Source organism: Neolewinella agarilytica (assembly GCF_900110645.1).
Lineage (GTDB): Bacteria > Bacteroidota > Bacteroidia > Chitinophagales > Saprospiraceae > Neolewinella > Neolewinella agarilytica.
This window is the reverse complement of record NZ_FOFB01000020.1, coordinates 76,413-92,639: the sequence shown is the minus strand read 5'-3', so window position 1 is coordinate 92,639 and position 16,227 is coordinate 76,413. Positions and strand designations below refer to the sequence as shown.

General features: G+C 52.6%; 13 protein-coding genes. 3 read left to right on the top strand and 10 right to left on the bottom strand.

Features of this window, described 5'->3' with window-relative positions; all coding sequences use genetic code 11:
- Nucleotides 1-28: 28 nt before the first annotated feature.
- The 6 genes from BM123_RS16930 to hemL all read right to left on the bottom strand — a co-directional run bounded on the left by BM123_RS16930 (nt 29) and on the right by hemL (nt 6,512).
- Nucleotides 29-1,201, bottom strand: a complete 1,173-nt coding sequence (locus BM123_RS16930; protein ID WP_090170776.1) for an O-succinylhomoserine sulfhydrylase — start codon at nt 1,199-1,201, stop codon at nt 29-31.
- Nucleotides 1,202-1,312: 111 nt separating this feature from the next.
- Nucleotides 1,313-1,789, bottom strand: coding sequence for a hypothetical protein (locus tag BM123_RS16925; RefSeq protein ID WP_090170773.1), 477 nt, complete (start codon nt 1,787-1,789; stop codon nt 1,313-1,315).
- A gap of 99 nt (nt 1,790-1,888) precedes the next feature.
- Nucleotides 1,889-2,842, bottom strand: coding sequence for a gliding motility-associated C-terminal domain-containing protein (locus tag BM123_RS16920; protein ID WP_090170771.1), 954 nt, complete (start codon nt 2,840-2,842; stop codon nt 1,889-1,891).
- Between the two features lie 52 nt (nt 2,843-2,894).
- Nucleotides 2,895-4,109 (bottom strand): acyl-CoA dehydrogenase family protein, encoded by a 1,215-nt coding sequence (locus BM123_RS16915; RefSeq protein WP_090170768.1) that lies wholly within the window; start codon nt 4,107-4,109, stop codon nt 2,895-2,897.
- Nucleotides 4,110-4,112: 3 nt separating this feature from the next.
- Nucleotides 4,113-5,135 carry a phosphotransferase family protein gene (locus BM123_RS16910; protein ID WP_090170765.1) on the bottom strand — a complete coding sequence of 341 codons (1,023 nt, stop codon included), beginning with the start codon at nt 5,133-5,135 and terminating at the stop codon, nt 4,113-4,115.
- Between the two features lie 69 nt (nt 5,136-5,204).
- Nucleotides 5,205-6,512: a glutamate-1-semialdehyde 2,1-aminomutase gene (gene hemL, locus BM123_RS16905; protein ID WP_090170763.1), complete on the bottom strand. Its 1,308-nt coding sequence runs from the start codon at nt 6,510-6,512 to the stop codon at nt 5,205-5,207.
- Between the two features lie 392 nt (nt 6,513-6,904).
- Here hemL and BM123_RS16900 point away from each other — a divergent pair, with 392 nt between their 5' ends.
- The 3 genes from BM123_RS16900 to BM123_RS16890 all read left to right on the top strand — a co-directional run bounded on the left by BM123_RS16900 (nt 6,905) and on the right by BM123_RS16890 (nt 9,497).
- On the top strand, nt 6,905-7,414 hold the full coding sequence (locus BM123_RS16900; RefSeq protein WP_090170760.1) for an RNA polymerase sigma factor: 510 nt from the start codon (nt 6,905-6,907) through the stop codon (nt 7,412-7,414).
- Between the two features lie 242 nt (nt 7,415-7,656).
- Nucleotides 7,657-8,967, top strand: coding sequence for a sensor histidine kinase (locus BM123_RS16895; protein ID WP_090170757.1), 1,311 nt, complete (start codon nt 7,657-7,659; stop codon nt 8,965-8,967).
- A gap of 119 nt (nt 8,968-9,086) precedes the next feature.
- Nucleotides 9,087-9,497 (top strand): response regulator, encoded by a 411-nt coding sequence (locus tag BM123_RS16890; protein WP_090170754.1) that lies wholly within the window; start codon nt 9,087-9,089, stop codon nt 9,495-9,497.
- Nucleotides 9,498-9,608: 111 nt separating this feature from the next.
- Here BM123_RS16890 and ettA read toward each other — a convergent pair whose 3' ends face one another.
- The 4 genes from ettA to BM123_RS16870 all read right to left on the bottom strand — a co-directional run bounded on the left by ettA (nt 9,609) and on the right by BM123_RS16870 (nt 16,190).
- Nucleotides 9,609-11,291 (bottom strand): energy-dependent translational throttle protein EttA, encoded by a 1,683-nt coding sequence (gene ettA, locus BM123_RS16885; RefSeq protein ID WP_090170752.1) that lies wholly within the window; start codon nt 11,289-11,291, stop codon nt 9,609-9,611.
- A gap of 123 nt (nt 11,292-11,414) precedes the next feature.
- Entirely contained in the window at nt 11,415-12,200 is a 786-nt protein-coding gene (locus BM123_RS16880; protein ID WP_090170750.1) for a DUF6438 domain-containing protein, read from the bottom strand.
- A gap of 288 nt (nt 12,201-12,488) precedes the next feature.
- Nucleotides 12,489-14,378 carry a membrane protein insertase YidC gene (gene yidC / locus BM123_RS16875; RefSeq protein WP_245748600.1) on the bottom strand — a complete coding sequence of 630 codons (1,890 nt, stop codon included), beginning with the start codon at nt 14,376-14,378 and terminating at the stop codon, nt 12,489-12,491.
- 966 nt (nt 14,379-15,344) lie between these two features.
- A complete protein-coding gene (locus BM123_RS16870; RefSeq protein WP_090170744.1) occupies nt 15,345-16,190 on the bottom strand; it encodes an alpha/beta hydrolase in 846 nt (281 codons plus the stop codon).
- Nucleotides 16,191-16,227: the final 37 nt, after the last annotated feature.

The window sequence follows — 16,227 nt, the reverse complement described above, 5'->3', positions numbered from 1 at the left end:
GTGAGTAAAGACAACCTATTTCTTTCAATTAATAACTCAAGCCCCGCAGCAAATCCTCCTGAATATCCACTACTGCTTCCAGGCCTACGCTCATCCGGATGAGGCCATCGGAGATGCCAACGGAGGCGCGCTCTTCAGAGCTTAGTTTGGAGTGAGTGGTCGTTGCCGGATGGGTAAGAATGGTACGGGTATCCCCCAGGTTGGAGCTACGGGTGCAAACCTCCAGGGCATTGAGCAGCCGCTGCGCGGCGGCGATGCCGCCGGCCAGTTCGAAAGTGACCAGGCCGCCTCCGGCAGTCATCTGCCGGCGCGCCAGCTCGTACTGCGCATGGCTCTCTAAAAACGGATAATGCACCTGCGTGATCGCCGCCTGCTTTCTCAGCCACTCCGCCATTTCAAGCGCTGCTGCGCAGTGTGCCTTCATGCGCAGGTGCAGAGTTTCCAGGCTCTTACTGATCACCCAGGCGTTGAAGGGAGACATCGCCGGGCCGGTGTGGCGGCAAAAGGTGGTCACTTTGTCCATCACCACTTGCGTCCCCAGCAATAGCCCTCCGAGCACCCTACCCTGCCCGTCCATCCACTTGGTGGCGGAGTGGGTGATGAGGTCGGCGCCAAAGTCCGCCGGCCGCTGCAAGACCGGCGTCGCGAAGCAATTATCAACGATAAACAACAGTCCATGCTCTTTACAAAGCTTTCCGGCGGCCGCCAGGTCGACCAGCTTCAGGCCGGGGTTAGAGGGGGTCTCCGTGACAAACAGTTTCGTATTGGGCCGCACCGCCGCCGCCCAGCTTTCCGGCTGATCGGGCTCAACGTAGGTAAAAGTAACGCCCCATTTAGGGAGTACGTTGGTCAGTAATTGGTGCGTGCTACCAAAGAGTGCGCGGGTCGCCACGATATGATCGCCGGCTTCCACCAGCGCCGCCAGACTGGCAAAAACCGCCGCCATTCCCGAGGCCGTGGCAAAACCTGCCTCGGTGCCTTCCAGTGCGCAGGCCTTACGGATCAGCTCATCCACACTGGGGTTATTGTACCTGGAATAGATAATCCCCTCCCGCTGCCCCGCAAAAGTTTCGGCCATCGCCTCGGCAGAATCGAAGGTAAAACTGCTGGTCAGGAACAGCGGCGTCGAGTGTTCGCGGTAGTCAGTTTGGTCCATTTGCCCGCGAATGGCGCGGGTCTGGGGCTGGAGAGATTTTGGCATGGGGCAAAGGTAAACGGCCTAACGACAATAATGGAAATCCTACGAAGACCGGAACCGGTAAATCGTCCTTCTGTTTTAAGGCGATTTACGGAATGTCAGCATAAGCGCTTCTTACTCCTTCCGCTTAGCCGTCGTTCGATACTCTCCCAGCGATTGCCCGATCAGCATTTCGGCGGTTGGCTTGCCGGTCAGCTGCACGTCAACATCAACGTCGTAATCCGGGTAATAGAAGCCGGTGGTTAAGCCGTCTTCGGTGGTAGAAACGCTCTGTAGGGGCAGCGATTTCCCGTCAGGCGTAACGAAAACACCCTTGAGGCTACCGGAAATATCTTCTAATTTCAACTCTCCGGTTACGGTACCCAACGGCGTGTTTTCTACCGTTACCAACCAGACCCCTGCATAGGATGGAACGGCAGCCGATTCGGTCATTTCTGTTTTAGCAGCCATCGTCTTGGCGGCGCTGTCGCAGGATGCAATGGAGAGGATGAAACAGCAAAGGAAGCTAAAGACTAATGTTCTCATGATGGTGTACTGGTTGATGTTGGAGGCTAATATACCAGAAATCCGGTGAGCTCTTGTAAGGTTCATTTGTAAAATGGGTATCGCCTTACATAACCGTTTGTAGCATCAGGGGGCTCCCTACCTGGCTCATTGCGATTCCGGAGGAATCATTAAGGAAAAACAAGCCTACTCCACAAAGCAATCCAGTATTTCACTCGTCGTCAGGCTATCGCTGAAAATGGTACTCAGGTCAATCTCGTCCGCGAAGCCACAGACCTCCAGATTTACCGGCCGGGCCATCCCGGTTGGTTCCCGGCAGGGAAGTGCACAGACATAGCCCCGGTAAGTACGGCGACTACCATCAACGGCTGACAGCCGGATATCAAACTGGTAATTGGAAGCTTCCGTCACGCCCGCATCACTTCCGTCCCAGCCCGTAGCCGGGCTGATATCCGTCACGTTCTCCGCCCGAAAGACCGTATCTCCATCCACCAGGCTGATCACGAAGAAGGTGTCAATCCGGGCAATACCCTCATCAGCAATGACCTGAAAACGGTCGTTGAGCCCGTCTCCGTCCGGCGTAAAAGCCGTCGGGATAAACAGTCGCCCTCCGCCAAGTGAATCAATGGCTGGCGGCTCCTGGCAACAACTACCGATCTCGGGGCCAATGATAATGTAACTGTCTGGCGGGGATGTTGCCACAAAAAACACCAGGGTCAGTGGCAACAAAGCATAACGGCTGATCTGGCGAGGAAACTGCAAAGGGAGCGCATAGCCTTCTGGCCGGGACAGGACCCGGTAGCTCAGCGGTAACACCACGAAGGCCAGCAAATCACTGTAATCCACAACCCTGCCCAAATGAAAAAGGCCAAGCCCGTTCCAGGCGTCAATCATCGCTTGGGAATAGCCCGACTTAAACGTGGTAAAAAGGATTACCGTAGCCGCCACCGCCGTACGCTTCCCGACCCGGAACACGTAAGCCAGAAAAAGCGGAAGGATCAATACTCCGGCGAAGTCGGAGAGTTTACCCGTCCACCAGTTTCCGTAGGCGCCCTTGAAGACATGATCATTGAGTGCCAGCAGCAACAGCCCTGCCAGAAAAACCACGTTGAGTAAGTATTGGTGCCTTTTCGTTTCCATTTTAGGTCGGTTTTACTAATAACGAGGCTCAAAATACGAATGCTGCTTGCAACTACACCACCCCACCCTTCGCCACCACGTTCCGGCCGAGCTGAAACATATGCACTTCATCCGGTCCATCCGCCAGGCGGATGCTGCGGGCGTAGGCCCAGAAGTTAGCCAGGGGTAAGTCTACCGATGAGACGCCCATGCCACCATGAACCTGAATGGCCCGATCAATTACCGTCTGCGCCATCGTTGGCGCAACGATCTTAATCATCGCCACCAGCTCCTTGGCGGCTTTGATTCCGTGCCGGTCAATCCGATCGGCGGCAGAGAGGGTTAATAAGCGGGCTTGCTCAATCTCGCAGGCTGACTTAGCAATCTCCTGCCGGATGCTGGAGAACTTACTCAGGTTCCGGCCAAAGGCCGTCCGGCTATCCACTCGTTGGCACATCAATTCCAGGCTCCGCTGGGCGGCACCGATAAGACGCATGCAGTGATGAATCCGGCCCGGGCCCAGGCGGCCCTGAGCGATTTCGAATCCCCGTCCTTCACCCAAAATGATGTTGGCCGCCGGTACGCGTACGTTGGTCAGACTGATCTCTGCGTGCCCGAAGGGACTGTCATAGGTATGGAAGGCATCCAGCGGGCGAACAATCTCCACACCGGCCGTCCCGGCCGGCACAATGATCATACTCTGCTGCTGGTGACGCTCTGCGTCCGGATTGGTCTTTCCCATTACGATGAAAAACGCGCAGTCCGGGTGCATCGCTCCCGTACTCCACCATTTACGACCATTGATGATGTAGTCCTCACCCGACCGCTCAATACGGGTGGCAATGTTTGTGGCGTCAGAGCTGGCTACCTCTGGCTCCGTCATCAGAAAGGCGCTACGGATTTCTCCGGCCAGCAAGGGCAGCAACCACTTTGCCCGTTGGGCGGGGCTGCCGTATTTGGCCAGTACTTCCATATTACCGGTATCCGGCGCACTGCAGTTAAACACCTCCGATGCCCAGAGGTGACGCCCCATGCGTTCCGCCAGCGGTGCGTACTCCAGGTTAGTCAGGCCCGGGCTGTAATCACCGTATTCTTCGGGGAGGAAGAGGTTCCAGAGGCCCGCGGCGCGGGCCTTTTCCTTCAGCCCTTCCATGGCCGGATGCACTTGCCAGAGATTAGCTTTCGTCCAGGCATGATAGGCTGCGTCAAGGGGAGCAATGTGTTCCTCGATGAAGGCATCGAGTCGCCCGATCAGGTCTTTTGTCTTGTCGTTATATTCAAAGTGCATGAGCTAGGCTTTTAGTCGTTGGCGGCCAAGGTTAGCGAATAGTTTAGCGGCCTGTCCAAACTGTTCCATTCGCGGGTCCTTCGTAGACCCCGCCACATAACGAGCATAAAGCTGCTGAACGATCACGGCGGTTTTAAAGTAAGAAAAGGCCTCATACCAGTCCATTCGGCTCAGGTCCAGCCCACTGAATTCAGCATACTTTTCCCGCAGGTAAGTTTTGTCCGGCCATTCCCCGTTTAGCAGGTTGATGGGCATGGTGGCGTCGGGCCAATAGCTCAGCAGTCCGGCCAGATCAATCAGCGGATCGCCCAGGGTGGCCATGTCCCAGTCAAAGACGGAGGTGACCTGGTCCGGGTCATCTGCCTGAAACTGGCAGTTGTCAAATTTGAGATCGCCATGAACAATGCTGACGCGCTGCGGAGTGGGAATATCCTGCGGCAGTTTTTCCGCCAGATAGCTCATGTCCGCATTCTCTTCCAGTTTGGCCAGGTTCCATCGCTTGGTCCAACCCTTAAGTTGACGCTCGGCAAAACCGTCTGGTTTACCGAGTTCGCTCAGCCCGGCGGCGTCCACATCTACCAGGTGGAGATCGGCACAGACGCGCATGAGAGCATCCGTCAGCCGGGTTTTAGTCGCCATATCGTCCGCAAAGCAATCGGGAAGTTCTTTTCGGATCACGACCCCGGTCCGGCGCTCCATAAGGACGAAGTCAGCACCAATAATGTCGTGGTCCGTGCAGAGCAGGTGGGCGCGGGGCGCAGGTGCAAAGTAAGGGTTCAGGGCAGAGAGGACCCGGTGCTCCCGGCGCATGTCGTGCGCTCCCGGAGCAATTTTCCCGAAGGGAGGGCGCCGCAAGACCATCTCTTCTTCGCCAAAGCGAACGAGGTAGGTCAGGTTGGCATGCCCTCCGTGAAACTGTCCGACGGAGAAATCTCCGCTCAGCTGAGGAAGTTGCTCCCGGAGATAGGCTTCCAGCCGGGGCCAGTCCAGCTCTTCGCCGGGGCGTATGTTTTTATAGTCTTGCATGATCGTTTTTGTACCGCCGACTTCAGTCAGCGGATTGGAATTTCCGCCGGCTGAAGCCGGCGGTATAAGCTAGCCAAAAGCCACGTCCATCGCCGCACAGATTTTGCTAACAGCTTCCTCCAGGTCCTTAATGGAATGCGCGCCCGACACGAAGCCCACCTCATACCCACTTGGGCCGAGGTAAACGCCGGTCTGCAGCAGTTCGTGGTGAATGACCTTAAAGTACTCCATATTAGCCGCATCGATCTGATCGGAGCGGGTGATTCGTTCGTTGCCAAAGGCCAGCCAGAAGATGGAGCCAATGTGCGGTACGTGCAAAGGATAACCTTTTTCTTTGGCGTAAGCTTCAATGGCGGTAGCCATCGCATGGGTCTTTTGTTCCTGCAACTCATAGAAGCCCGGCGTGAGGCAAAGCTCCAGGGCCGCCAGACCGGCGGCCATTGCAACGGGGTTAGCGCTAAGCGTACCGGCCTGATAAACCGGGCCCACCGGCGCAATGTTGTCCATGATTTCAGCACTGGCTGCGTAGGCGCCAACGGGGAAGCCGCCGCCAATCACTTTACCGAAGGTGATGATGTCCGGCTTAACGTTGTAATAGCCCGCTGCCCCGGTGAAACCAACCCGGAAACCGGAGATCACCTCATCAAAGATCAGCAGCACGTTATGCTTCCAGGCCTTGATGCGAAGACACTCCAGCCAGCTAGGGTCCTGAATCAAAAGGCCATTGTTCGCCGGAATGGGCTCCACAATGATGCAGGCGATCTCGTGTGCATGTTTTGCCAGCGTCTCTTCCAGCAGGTCGCGGTCATTCAGGGGGAGAATAATGGTATCCGCTGCAACATTTTCGGGCACACCAGCCGATGAGCTGGTGCCGAAGGTCGCCAGCCCCGATCCAGCCTTAACCAACAGGCTATCTACGTGGCCATGGTAACAGCCGTCAAATTTGAGGATCTTATTTCGGCCGGTCACCCCCCGGGCCAGCCGAAGTGCGCTCATCACTGCCTCTGTACCAGAGGAAACAAAACGTATCCGCTCAACGTAGGGGTGATGGTCCAAAATAAGTTTGCCGAGCTGATTGCCCAGACGGTTAGGGGTGCCAAAGCTGGTCCCTTTTCTAACCGTCTCTATCACCTTATTCTCGATATACTCGTTCGCATGACCATGAATAAGCGGCCCCCAGGAACAACAGAAGTCCAGAAACTCATTATCGTCCTCATCCCTCATCCGGCTCCCCTTGCCCTCTTTGATGAATAAAGGTGGCCCGCTTACACTACGGAAAGCCCGTACCGGACTGTTAACTCCACCAGGAAAATAACCCTGCGCTTCGTCAAACAGGACAGCGGATGTTTGACGGGGAATACGTTGTTCGAACTTCATGAATTGGTTTTACTGGCCACAAGGTATAAAGTCCGCTTAAAAATAGCGTCACTTGGAAGTCAGGGGATTAAAAGTTACTTCTCTAAGGTACCTGCCCGGCCCATTTATGTACTTAACAGTTACCAGGCAGCTGATTTTTCTGGCGGCGCCTACCTTTTTAACCATTTTATTTCTTCCAGCAGTATTTTTTTCAGCCCAACGCCGTAGAACCTCTGCTGTCGTGTTTATATTTAATCATTTATTTCAATTTAAACATCTTCTTCACATTTCCTTAAACTACAACTACCTGATTAACAACAATTTACAACTTTGGCACGGTTATTGATTGACAGATGGCAGAACAATCGTTCAATCACTTTACAATCTTCATTTTCTAAGCAAAAGAAACTATCATGACTAACCAGGAATTCACCCAGGAATTAAACAAACTAGAGCGCCTTCTTTTTTCTTTCGCTCTGCGGCTAACCAGCAACCGCGCCGATGCTGAAGATTTAATGCAGGAAACCAGCCTCCGCGCATACCGTCATAAGGAGAAGTTTGCTAAAGGAACGAATTTTAAGAGTTGGGTATCCACCATCATGCGTAACGCCTACATTAACCGGTACCGCAAGATGAAAACGCGCCGTCACATCAATAACAGCATTGAGAACTATTCTTACGCTTTGGAAAACACCAACACCGTTCCCAACCAGGGAGAGCACGATCTGCGTTTACAGGAATTGAAGAAAATGCTCAACAGCGTAGGCGATCTGTACAGTGTCCCCTTCCTGATGTTCCACCGTGGATATGAGTACAAAGAAATTGCTGAGAAGCTTAACATTCCCATCGGTACAGTGAAAAGCCGCATTTTCCTTGCCCGTCAGCGGATGAAGAAAATGATTGGCCAACGCTACCAAAACTAAATCTCTAGCCCTTTTTAACCAAAAGTGTTGTTAATCAGATACTTGCCGTGCCTCCTCCTGGGGGCACGGCTTTTTTTTTGCTAAAGCACGGTCAGATTTACAAGTAGCGAGCAAGACAACACCACTCCCACTCCATTTGCTGCCATTCCCTAAGTAGCAGAGACATTTGCGCTTGCACAAATTAGTTTTAAGTAAATTTGAGTCATACTCTCTGATTAGGTTTTTTTACGATACACACACAAATGACGACCTCTCCTCCCGGCGATGGGCAGGACGCGCTAATAGCCAGCCTTAAAAGGCAATTAGCCGTCTCCCAGGCCGAAGTAAACCTGCATTTGGCGGAAGTCCGCCGTTTTTCCTTCATTGTCTCTGAAATAACGGAAGCGGCCGAAGGTGGCATTTTTGTGCGCCAGAACGTCGATGCCGACTACATGTACATTTCTGAGCAGCTCGCCGAAATCCTTGGGTACGGTGACATCGGGATGCCTCCGTCATACCGACAATTTCTGGAACAGATCCACCCTGATGACCTTCAGCGGGCGATGGATCTTGCAGCGGCGCGGCAACCCGCGCCCTCTTCAGAAAACACTGCTCCTGAAACATCACCTTCCACCAGCGTCCGCGCCCCTGAAGCTCAAAGCGTACTTTCTCTCCCCAGCAAGAAACCCATCCCGCTAAACATTTTCACCACCGGCGCCGGTGCACACTCGGAGTTCCGCTATCGAAATCAAGCAGGTGATTATCGATGGTTTAGAGCCAGTGCAAAACGCTATCAACCCGAGGCCGGGCCAGAGCAGATCATCGGACTCATACTTGACATCAATGACATTAAGCTGCTGGAAGAGCAACGCCGTGCCGTAAACGAGGAGCTCAAAGCTTTTATGTACAGCGTAGCCCATGATCTTCGGGCTCCGGTACGGCATATTGCCAGCTTTGCCGAAGCGATCCGGGAAGAACCCGAAGCTCCCGCTGAAGACCGGGAACTTTACCTCAACTACGTTGAACAATCAGCGGACAAGCTCGCAAAGATGATTGACGGTCTGCTCATGCTCAGTCGGAATCAACGTAATGAGCCTAAAATCATGCCGGTCAACGTCGAGGAAATGCTCGGCCAGATTATCGATGCCACCCGACAAACAGAATTACAGGCTGATGAGCTCATTATTGAGCATGACGCCTTCCCCATCATTTATACCGATGCCGGCCTGTTGGAGCAAGTGCTCCAAAACCTCCTGTCCAATGCGATTAAGTATTCCAGCAACAGGAAAAAGGCCGTCGTAAAAATCAGGTACTACCTGCAGGAAAGCCAGCATATTATCAGCTTTTCTGACAATGGTGTTGGCTTTGACCCCGTTTACGCCGACAAGCTGTTCCAGCTCTTCAGCAGGCTCTACGTCGAAAACGATATTCCCGGAACGGGTGTTGGTCTGGCCAGCGTTCACCGCATCATGCGTAACCTGGGTGGTGTGATCGAAGCAGATGGCAAACCCGGCAAAGGAGCCACTTTCACTATCCGTCTTCCGGTAAAAGTTGGCGCTACTTCCGCTTTCTGACGATTTTCCCTTACCTTACCGGTGTTATAATCCCTACATTAAATTAGAGGACAGCGACCGGTGTCTTGTTTACATCATCCGCTCTTATCCTTCTACCTACCGATTAACGGAAAGCTGCAATGACACCCCACCGTGTACTCCTGATTGAGGATGACCCGCTCGAGGCGGCGCTCGCCAAACGTACGCTACGACAAATCGATAAAAGCATCGATGTAGTGTTCTTGCGCGACGGCGCACATTTCCTCCAATTCTATCAGAAAAACCATCCGGTTAAGGGCATTAGTCTGGCCATTATGGACCTGCACATGCCACGTGTCGATGGCTTCGGCGTCCTGCAAAAACTGCAAGACGCTGGTCAGCGTGCCCCCTTCCCCATCGTCATGTTTTCCAGCTCAGAGGACCAGGAGGAAATTGACCAGGCCTATTCTTTGGGCGCCTCGGCTTTTGTCCGAAAACCCACTGCCCCGAAAGCTTACCGGGCAGCCATGGAACATATCGTTAATTTCTGGCTGACGACGAACCGGCGGTAGACGGCTTTGCCGGCTGAGGCTACCGCGTGTTGGAGGAGGCCCCTAACGGCGAAGCGACCGCAAGGAGCGAAGCGACGTTCAAAAGAAAAAGAAGTAAGGTGCCTTTTTCGTCTACCTGTTAATCACATTCTTAAAGCGGGGCCGCTTCGGCGACACATCCCCCAGACGTTCCTTCTTGGCGGCTTCGTACTGACTGTAGTTACCTTCGAAGAACTGTATTTGACCTTCGTCCTCAAAGCTGAGAATGTGCGTTGCCAGCCGGTCAATGAACCAGCGATCGTGAGAGATCACCAGCACACAGCCAGCGAAACTGTCAATCGCGTCTTCCAGAGCCCGCAGGGTGTTGATATCAATATCGTTGGTAGGCTCATCGAGCAGGAGTACGTTGCCGCCTTCGCGGAGGGTCATCGCCAGTTGCAGTCGGTTACGCTCTCCACCAGAGAGCATACCAATCTTCTTCTGTTGGTCTCCGCCGGCAAAGTTGAAACGCGAAAGGTAAGCCCGGGCGTTCACACTCGTTTGCCCGACCTCGATCATATCGTGGCCCTGACTAACGACATCGTAGATAGTTTGATTTTTATCCGCGAGCTGTGCGTGATTTTGATCTACATAGCTCATCTGGACGGTCTCTCCAACGTTGATAGTACCGCTATCTGGCTGGTGTTCTCCAACCAGCATCCGGAAGAAGGTGGATTTACCCACACCGTTAGGCCCCAGAATGCCGACAATAGCGTTTTTGGGGATGGTAAAAGTAGCGTCCTCAAACAGCAGTCGGTTGTCAAAGCCTTTGGTCAGGTTCTCCACCTCGACGACCACGTCACCCAAGCGCGGGCCGGGCGGAATGTAGATCTCGATGTTCTTTTCCCGTTCTCTGCCTTCGTCTCCGGCGAGTTTATCGTAGGCGGCCAGACGGGCTTTCCCCTTCGACTGCCGTGCTTTCGGCGCCATGCGGATCCACTCCAGCTCTCGCTTGAGGGTCTTGCGGCGCTTACTCTCCGTCTTTTCTTCTTTCTCCAGGCGCTCGGCTTTCTGCTCCAGCCAGCTGGAGTAATTTCCTTCCCAGGGGATACCCTCTCCCCGGTCGAGTTCGAGAATCCAGCCAGCGACATTGTCGAGGAAATACCGGTCGTGCGTCACGGCAATAACCGTACCCTTAAAGTTCTGGAGGTACTGTTCCAGCCAGTGAACGGACTCGGCGTCGAGGTGGTTCGTCGGTTCGTCCAGTAGCAGGATATCGGGGTTGCTCAGTAGTAGCCGGGCCAGCGCAACGCGCCGCCGTTCACCGCCAGAGAGTACACTCACCTTGGCATCATCGGGCGGGCAGCGAAGGGATTCCAGAGCGGTATTGAGCTTGTTGTCCAATTCCCAGGCATTCCGGTTCTCGAGCTCCTCCATCAGTTCTCCCTGCCGTTCGATGAGCTTAGCCATCTCATCATCGCTCATCGGCTCGGAGAACTTAAGGTTAACGGCATCGTACTCTTTCATCAGGTCCACCGTATCCTGTACGGCTTCTTCAACGATTTCCCGGACGGTTTTTTCGGGGTCCAGTTCCGGCTCCTGCGCCAGATAGCCGATCTTATAGTCCTCGTTGAAGACGACGTTTCCCTGAAAGTTCTTGTCAATACCCGCAATGATTTTCAACAGGGTAGACTTACCAGAACCATTCAGACCGAGCACACCAATTTTGGCGCCGTAGTAGAAACTCAGCCAGATGTTGTTAAGTACTTTTTTACTTGCTCCCGGAAAGGTCTTCGAGACCCGTTCCATGGAGAATATGATTTTATGATCGGCCATGGGTTTTGTGCTAGAGTCACCCATTAGGGCGACGGGTAAGCCCGACCTGCAGGCCGGGCGAAAATTTATTATTGGCCACGAAAGTAAGCAGGAAAACCTATTTACGCAATATCGGTAAAGGACCTACTCCACCGCCTTGTCCCAGATACCGTTTTCGACCATGTCCTCCAGTTTCTGCAGGAAGGCCGCCAGGGGCTCCGGAGCAGCGTCCAGATCGTAGACCCGAACGGTTCGTTCCTGGCCTTCAGCGTCGGAGAACCGTAATACAGTAGCGGGGAGATCCGCAGGAACCTCCTCGGCGTCGGGGTACACAGCCGCCAGTTCACTCGCTGTCAACTGGTGAAATTCCTTCATTAGGTCCTGGTATTTAAACCCCATCATCCGCCGGGTATTCCAGCCTTCATGACGAACGTTACGCTTTCCCTGCATTACGAGCAGGCCGCCCTCATGAAGTTCAAGATTGTATTGCTTACAGTTACCGTAACAGGCCGTTTTAGAAATTTTGAACACACTCGGCTCCATAATAGAAGCCACTGAGACACCTGCCTGGGCCGGTGGGCTGGCCATCATTTCCGGGCTTTTACGGGTAGCGGAAGCCTGAGGGGCTTCCATTTTTTGCTGGCCGGCGGGCCGGGCACGCTGGGCGGAAACCTTACGCTTCTCTTCCTGCGGATCCCCCAGCTCAGGCAAAGGAGCTTCCATGGGCACACCATCTTTGCTCTTGTTAAAACCCGCTTCGGGGCTGAGATCAGCTTTACCGAGCGTGGTTGGATCATTGCCGCCAGATCTGGGCGCGGCCGCAGGTGCCAGGTAACTTGTGGGAGCAGTGGTAGTCACCGCTTCGGTCGTGTCACGATTACAGGAATAGACCAAAGCGATCAGAAGAAGCAGAAGAAAAAAAATTCGCATACTAGAGCAGTTTCAATGAGATTACTTAAGACAGCACAAAATTAATCATTCAAACATGATTATCCGCTGAAAAACAAGGAATTAAGAGAACTTTCACGCTCTTAAGTCATAGACCAGGATCATTCCACCCGGCTCCTTTCAGACTCCCTCTGCACCTGCGGGTAGCGCCCAAAAGTCTGGCACCCTAAAACAAGGCTGTTGAAGGAATAGAAATGCTACTCTACGGGAGTAGATCGGAATTTAATGAAAAGAACTTACGTGTCAAAACACTGACTACTCAGAAGGGGCTTACTTCCCCTTCTTTTTGGTACCGTTTTGTGCAGCCTGTTGCCGTTGTTGCTCTTTCAATGCTTCCTGTAGTCTGGCACTGAAACCACTTTTCTTCTTAGGCTTCTTCCGGTTTTCTTCCATTTTTGCCTTCAACTTATCGTGGTCAATAAGGAAGTTCTTCGTTATAATCGTCTGAGCGATATTGAAGGTATTGGAGAAGAAGAGATATGCGGTAAGTCCGGCAGCGAAGCTGTTGAAGAACCCAAGAAACAAAATGGGCATTACGTACTGAAAGTACTTCATCATGGGCTGTGCACTGTAGTCCATGTGCCTGCTGTTGTAGTAAGCGTAGATCACCGTCGTGATGGCCCAAAGCACTGCGAATAAGCTGATGTGGCCCTGCATGAAGGGAATCCAATCCGGGATTTTCGTCAGCACGTCGTAAGTACTCAGGTCATTCGCCCACAGGAAACTCTCCTGGCGGAACTCAATGGAAGCGGGGAAAAACCGGTAAAGTGCAAACCAGATGGGCATCTGCAGAACCATCGGCAGACAGCCCCCCAACGGACTTGCCCCGTATTCCTGGTACATCTTCATCTGTTCCATCTGTTGGGCCTGTGCATCATCTTTGTGCTTGGCCTTCATCTTTTCCAGTTCGGGCTTAAGCACCTGCATTTTCACGTTGCTCACCAGCATCTTATAAGTAAGCGGATATACCAGCAGTTTTACAATCAGGGTAAGCACGAGAATGGCGATCCCCATATTGCTGATATACTTAGACAGGAAGCCAAAAAGTGGACGAATGATCCAGCGGTTGATACCACCGAAAATGGAGCGCCCGAAGCTGATTACGTCGCTAAGGTCATGGCCAATGGCCCGCAGGCGATCAAACTCATTAGGCCCTACGTAAAGCTGCATACCAACGGCTTCCGAGTTAGAATTTCCTACCGGAATGTTGAGCGTAGCGGATACTTTCTCTAAGTCGGGGCTGGTCTCCAGATCAAAAACCTCGGTCGCCAGTACGCTACCCGGCGAGAAGGAATTGTCAGCCAGCAAAGCTGAAGTAAAGAACTGCTGAGAGCCTGCTACCCATTTGAGGCTTTGACCATCAACTGTTTCCGAGTCCGTGCTGGTACAGGAACAGTAGTCAGAATCGTCGTCCGTAGGCTTGAAGTACATCGTCGACAAAGTCGACTCATACTGGCTGTTTCTCTCGATTTTGTCCAGGTAGTTATCCCACTGCAGCTGGATATTTCCTCCCTGATTAACCAAAACCTGGTTGAGCCCCTCAAAACGGAGATCATAATCCATCAGGTAGGTCCCGTCTTTCAGTGAATACCGCTGCTCGAAATAGCCTCCGTTAGAAGTAGGTGCCCGCATGATGACGGTCTGCCCTTCCACTTTAGGGGTAAAGTACAGGTCGCTGGTATTGATACCGGCTCCCGAAACACCGTTTACCGGCAAGGTATACTCGAAGCGGTTCTTCTCGTCTTCCATCAGATAAAGAGGCAGCTTGACCATCTTGCCTTCTTCACCTTCGATCATTTTGGCGTATTCCTTCAGTTCTACGCGCTTGATGTTCCCCCCTTTCGTGTTCAGCGTAACGATCATGAGGTCGTTTTCTACGACCACCTCTTTGGCTTCGCCCGCAGCAGAGGCCGCAAACGGACCAAAAGCATTGCCGAACTTTGCCTGGCGGGCGGAGTCCGTCAGTCCTGCCAATTCAGTGGGGGTAAACTCCGGCGCGATGTCCGCTTCAGGTGTCAGCGTCGCTTCATTGAGCGCCGTGATGGAATCCTGGTAGCGCTGTTGAGCTTCTAACTCTTCGGGGCTTGGGGCTACCACTGTTTGCCAGACGGCAAAAATGATAAGAATGAGGACCAAACCAACGATGGTACTTCTGTCCATCTCCATAGGGCAATATCTTTTTCCTTAGAAACAAGGTAGTGGGTAGAAGAAAAACATCCCTGCCAGCACTCCCTTTCGGGCCGCAAAGGTACGTAAGCAAAACGGATGTCTTCCCTAAGAGGCCGTGAATAAATGAGGGCTCTAATGCCATAACCGGGGAAACCAGCTTTTGACCGGTAGCGATACTCCAACAATTGTTCCGCTATTAATGGCTGACAGATCTTCCGGTCATGCTACCTTTCAAAAGAGTTGCGGAGCCCCTCGCAGGGGCATAAACGAACAGAATTATTTTTCGTTCGTCGGTGAAGTTCCTCCTTTCATCGATAGCAACTATTCGTTGATAGAAAACGATTAAAAGCCCAAGACAAAGGCTTTTCACGACGAGCAGATCCTGACAATTCTGCCGAATTTAAAGATTCGTAATTGTTTAGATTGGTGGTTGCGACAGGCTCCAACATCGAATATACTTTTGTCAGCCCCGTCAGAAATCCGCCTGAGGTGTATTTCTGACGGTTTGCTAATAAAGCTGCCGGCGCCTGAGCCTGTCGAAGGTACCGATTGATAGCCGACCTAAATAGTTGCAAACATCAGCAGAACGATACTGCCTGCTGCGAGGAGCACTTAGTGGCGTTGCCCCTCTAAACCAATAACGCCCCCTCCACCCCAGGAGGTGAAGGAGACGTTGTAAACACCATCTAATTATCTTCAATTAAGCAGCAATGTGAACCAGCCCTGATTTACGTTGACAGCTAGCATAAAAGGAGTCTGCCCTTTCCCTTTCTGCAATAGAATGGCCTTTCACCTGAGTAGACTCTGGTGAAAAAATAATCCTTCGCCTTTTAAAGAAAAAGTTTGTGCCGATTCTCCTTATACCTGTGTCGAAGTGGCTTTGGTAAATCTGATTTACGCTTACCCCAATGAATTAACGCGAGCGACGGACCAGCAAACCCGCCTGTCATCGATTGCTCAACGCTTCAGCAATTTGTTCATAGCTTCTTTGATGGCAGTATTCAATATCGCTCCCCGGTGCCCTACCCCATCCAGTTCAAGCAGGCTGATCCGGGTTGGATCAATACGGGATAACCCCTTTCCCATATCCAGTGGAATCAACTCATCATCCGTCCCATGAACGATAATGACCGGGCAATTCGAGGCCGCCAGGTTAGCAGCATTATCTAACGAATACTTCAGCAGGAAATCAGGAAACATCCAAAAGAAGCGGTTTTTCATGTCTACAAGGCTGGTGTAGGGAGAGACCAGTAATACACCTCCGGGAGAATTATTGGCGGCCAGATAAGAGGCCGGGCCAGAACCCAATGAATAGCCAGCAATAAAGATGTTGCCTTCTGCGTATTCCTGCTTCAGCGCATCATACACCGCCTGTAAATCGCTCGTCATATCATTTTCATCGTCAATTACCCCTTCGCTTTTGCCGAAGCCCCGGTAATCGACCAGAAACAGATCGTAGCCCAGCCCCCTGATTGATTTGGTTTGGTAGAGGCTTCGGCCATTGTTCCCCACATTACCGTGCAGATAGAGAATTACCCCCTCGGCCGGTTCATCACGTAAACGCAGGGCGTGTAAACGGTCCCCATCCTCCAGTTCAATCCAGCTTTCTTCGTAATTACCGTAGCTATGCTCCGCCGCCAACGCACGGGGGTGGAAGATGAGCGAGTCCTGAAAGACATACAAAAGAAGGCAGAGAAGCAAATACAGTCCACCGAAAAAGATTCCGATTCGTTTGATCCATTTCATGGGGATAAAACGCTCAGGGTAGTGCCAGGTTGCCCTTCGAGCGGATGGATCGATCATTTCGCGGAAGAGGTAATGGCTCGACCTGCGAAATGTC

Coding starts and splice junctions, on each gene's coding strand:
- BM123_RS16930 (WP_090170776.1), bottom strand. CDS start 1,201: ATGCCAAAATCTCTCCAGCCCCAGACCCGCGCCATTCGCGGGCAAATG.
- BM123_RS16925 (WP_090170773.1), bottom strand. CDS start 1,789: ATGAACCTTACAAGAGCTCACCGGATTTCTGGTATATTAGCCTCCAAC.
- BM123_RS16920 (WP_090170771.1), bottom strand. CDS start 2,842: ATGGAAACGAAAAGGCACCAATACTTACTCAACGTGGTTTTTCTGGCA.
- BM123_RS16915 (WP_090170768.1), bottom strand. CDS start 4,109: ATGCACTTTGAATATAACGACAAGACAAAAGACCTGATCGGGCGACTC.
- BM123_RS16910 (WP_090170765.1), bottom strand. CDS start 5,135: ATGCAAGACTATAAAAACATACGCCCCGGCGAAGAGCTGGACTGGCCC.
- hemL (WP_090170763.1), bottom strand. CDS start 6,512: ATGAAGTTCGAACAACGTATTCCCCGTCAAACATCCGCTGTCCTGTTT.
- BM123_RS16900 (WP_090170760.1), top strand. CDS start 6,905: ATGACTAACCAGGAATTCACCCAGGAATTAAACAAACTAGAGCGCCTT.
- BM123_RS16895 (WP_090170757.1), top strand. CDS start 7,657: ATGACGACCTCTCCTCCCGGCGATGGGCAGGACGCGCTAATAGCCAGC.
- BM123_RS16890 (WP_090170754.1), top strand. CDS start 9,087: ATGACACCCCACCGTGTACTCCTGATTGAGGATGACCCGCTCGAGGCG.
- ettA (WP_090170752.1), bottom strand. CDS start 11,291: ATGGCCGATCATAAAATCATATTCTCCATGGAACGGGTCTCGAAGACC.
- BM123_RS16880 (WP_090170750.1), bottom strand. CDS start 12,200: ATGCGAATTTTTTTTCTTCTGCTTCTTCTGATCGCTTTGGTCTATTCC.
- yidC (WP_245748600.1), bottom strand. CDS start 14,378: ATGGACAGAAGTACCATCGTTGGTTTGGTCCTCATTCTTATCATTTTT.
- BM123_RS16870 (WP_090170744.1), bottom strand. CDS start 16,190: ATGATCGATCCATCCGCTCGAAGGGCAACCTGGCACTACCCTGAGCGT.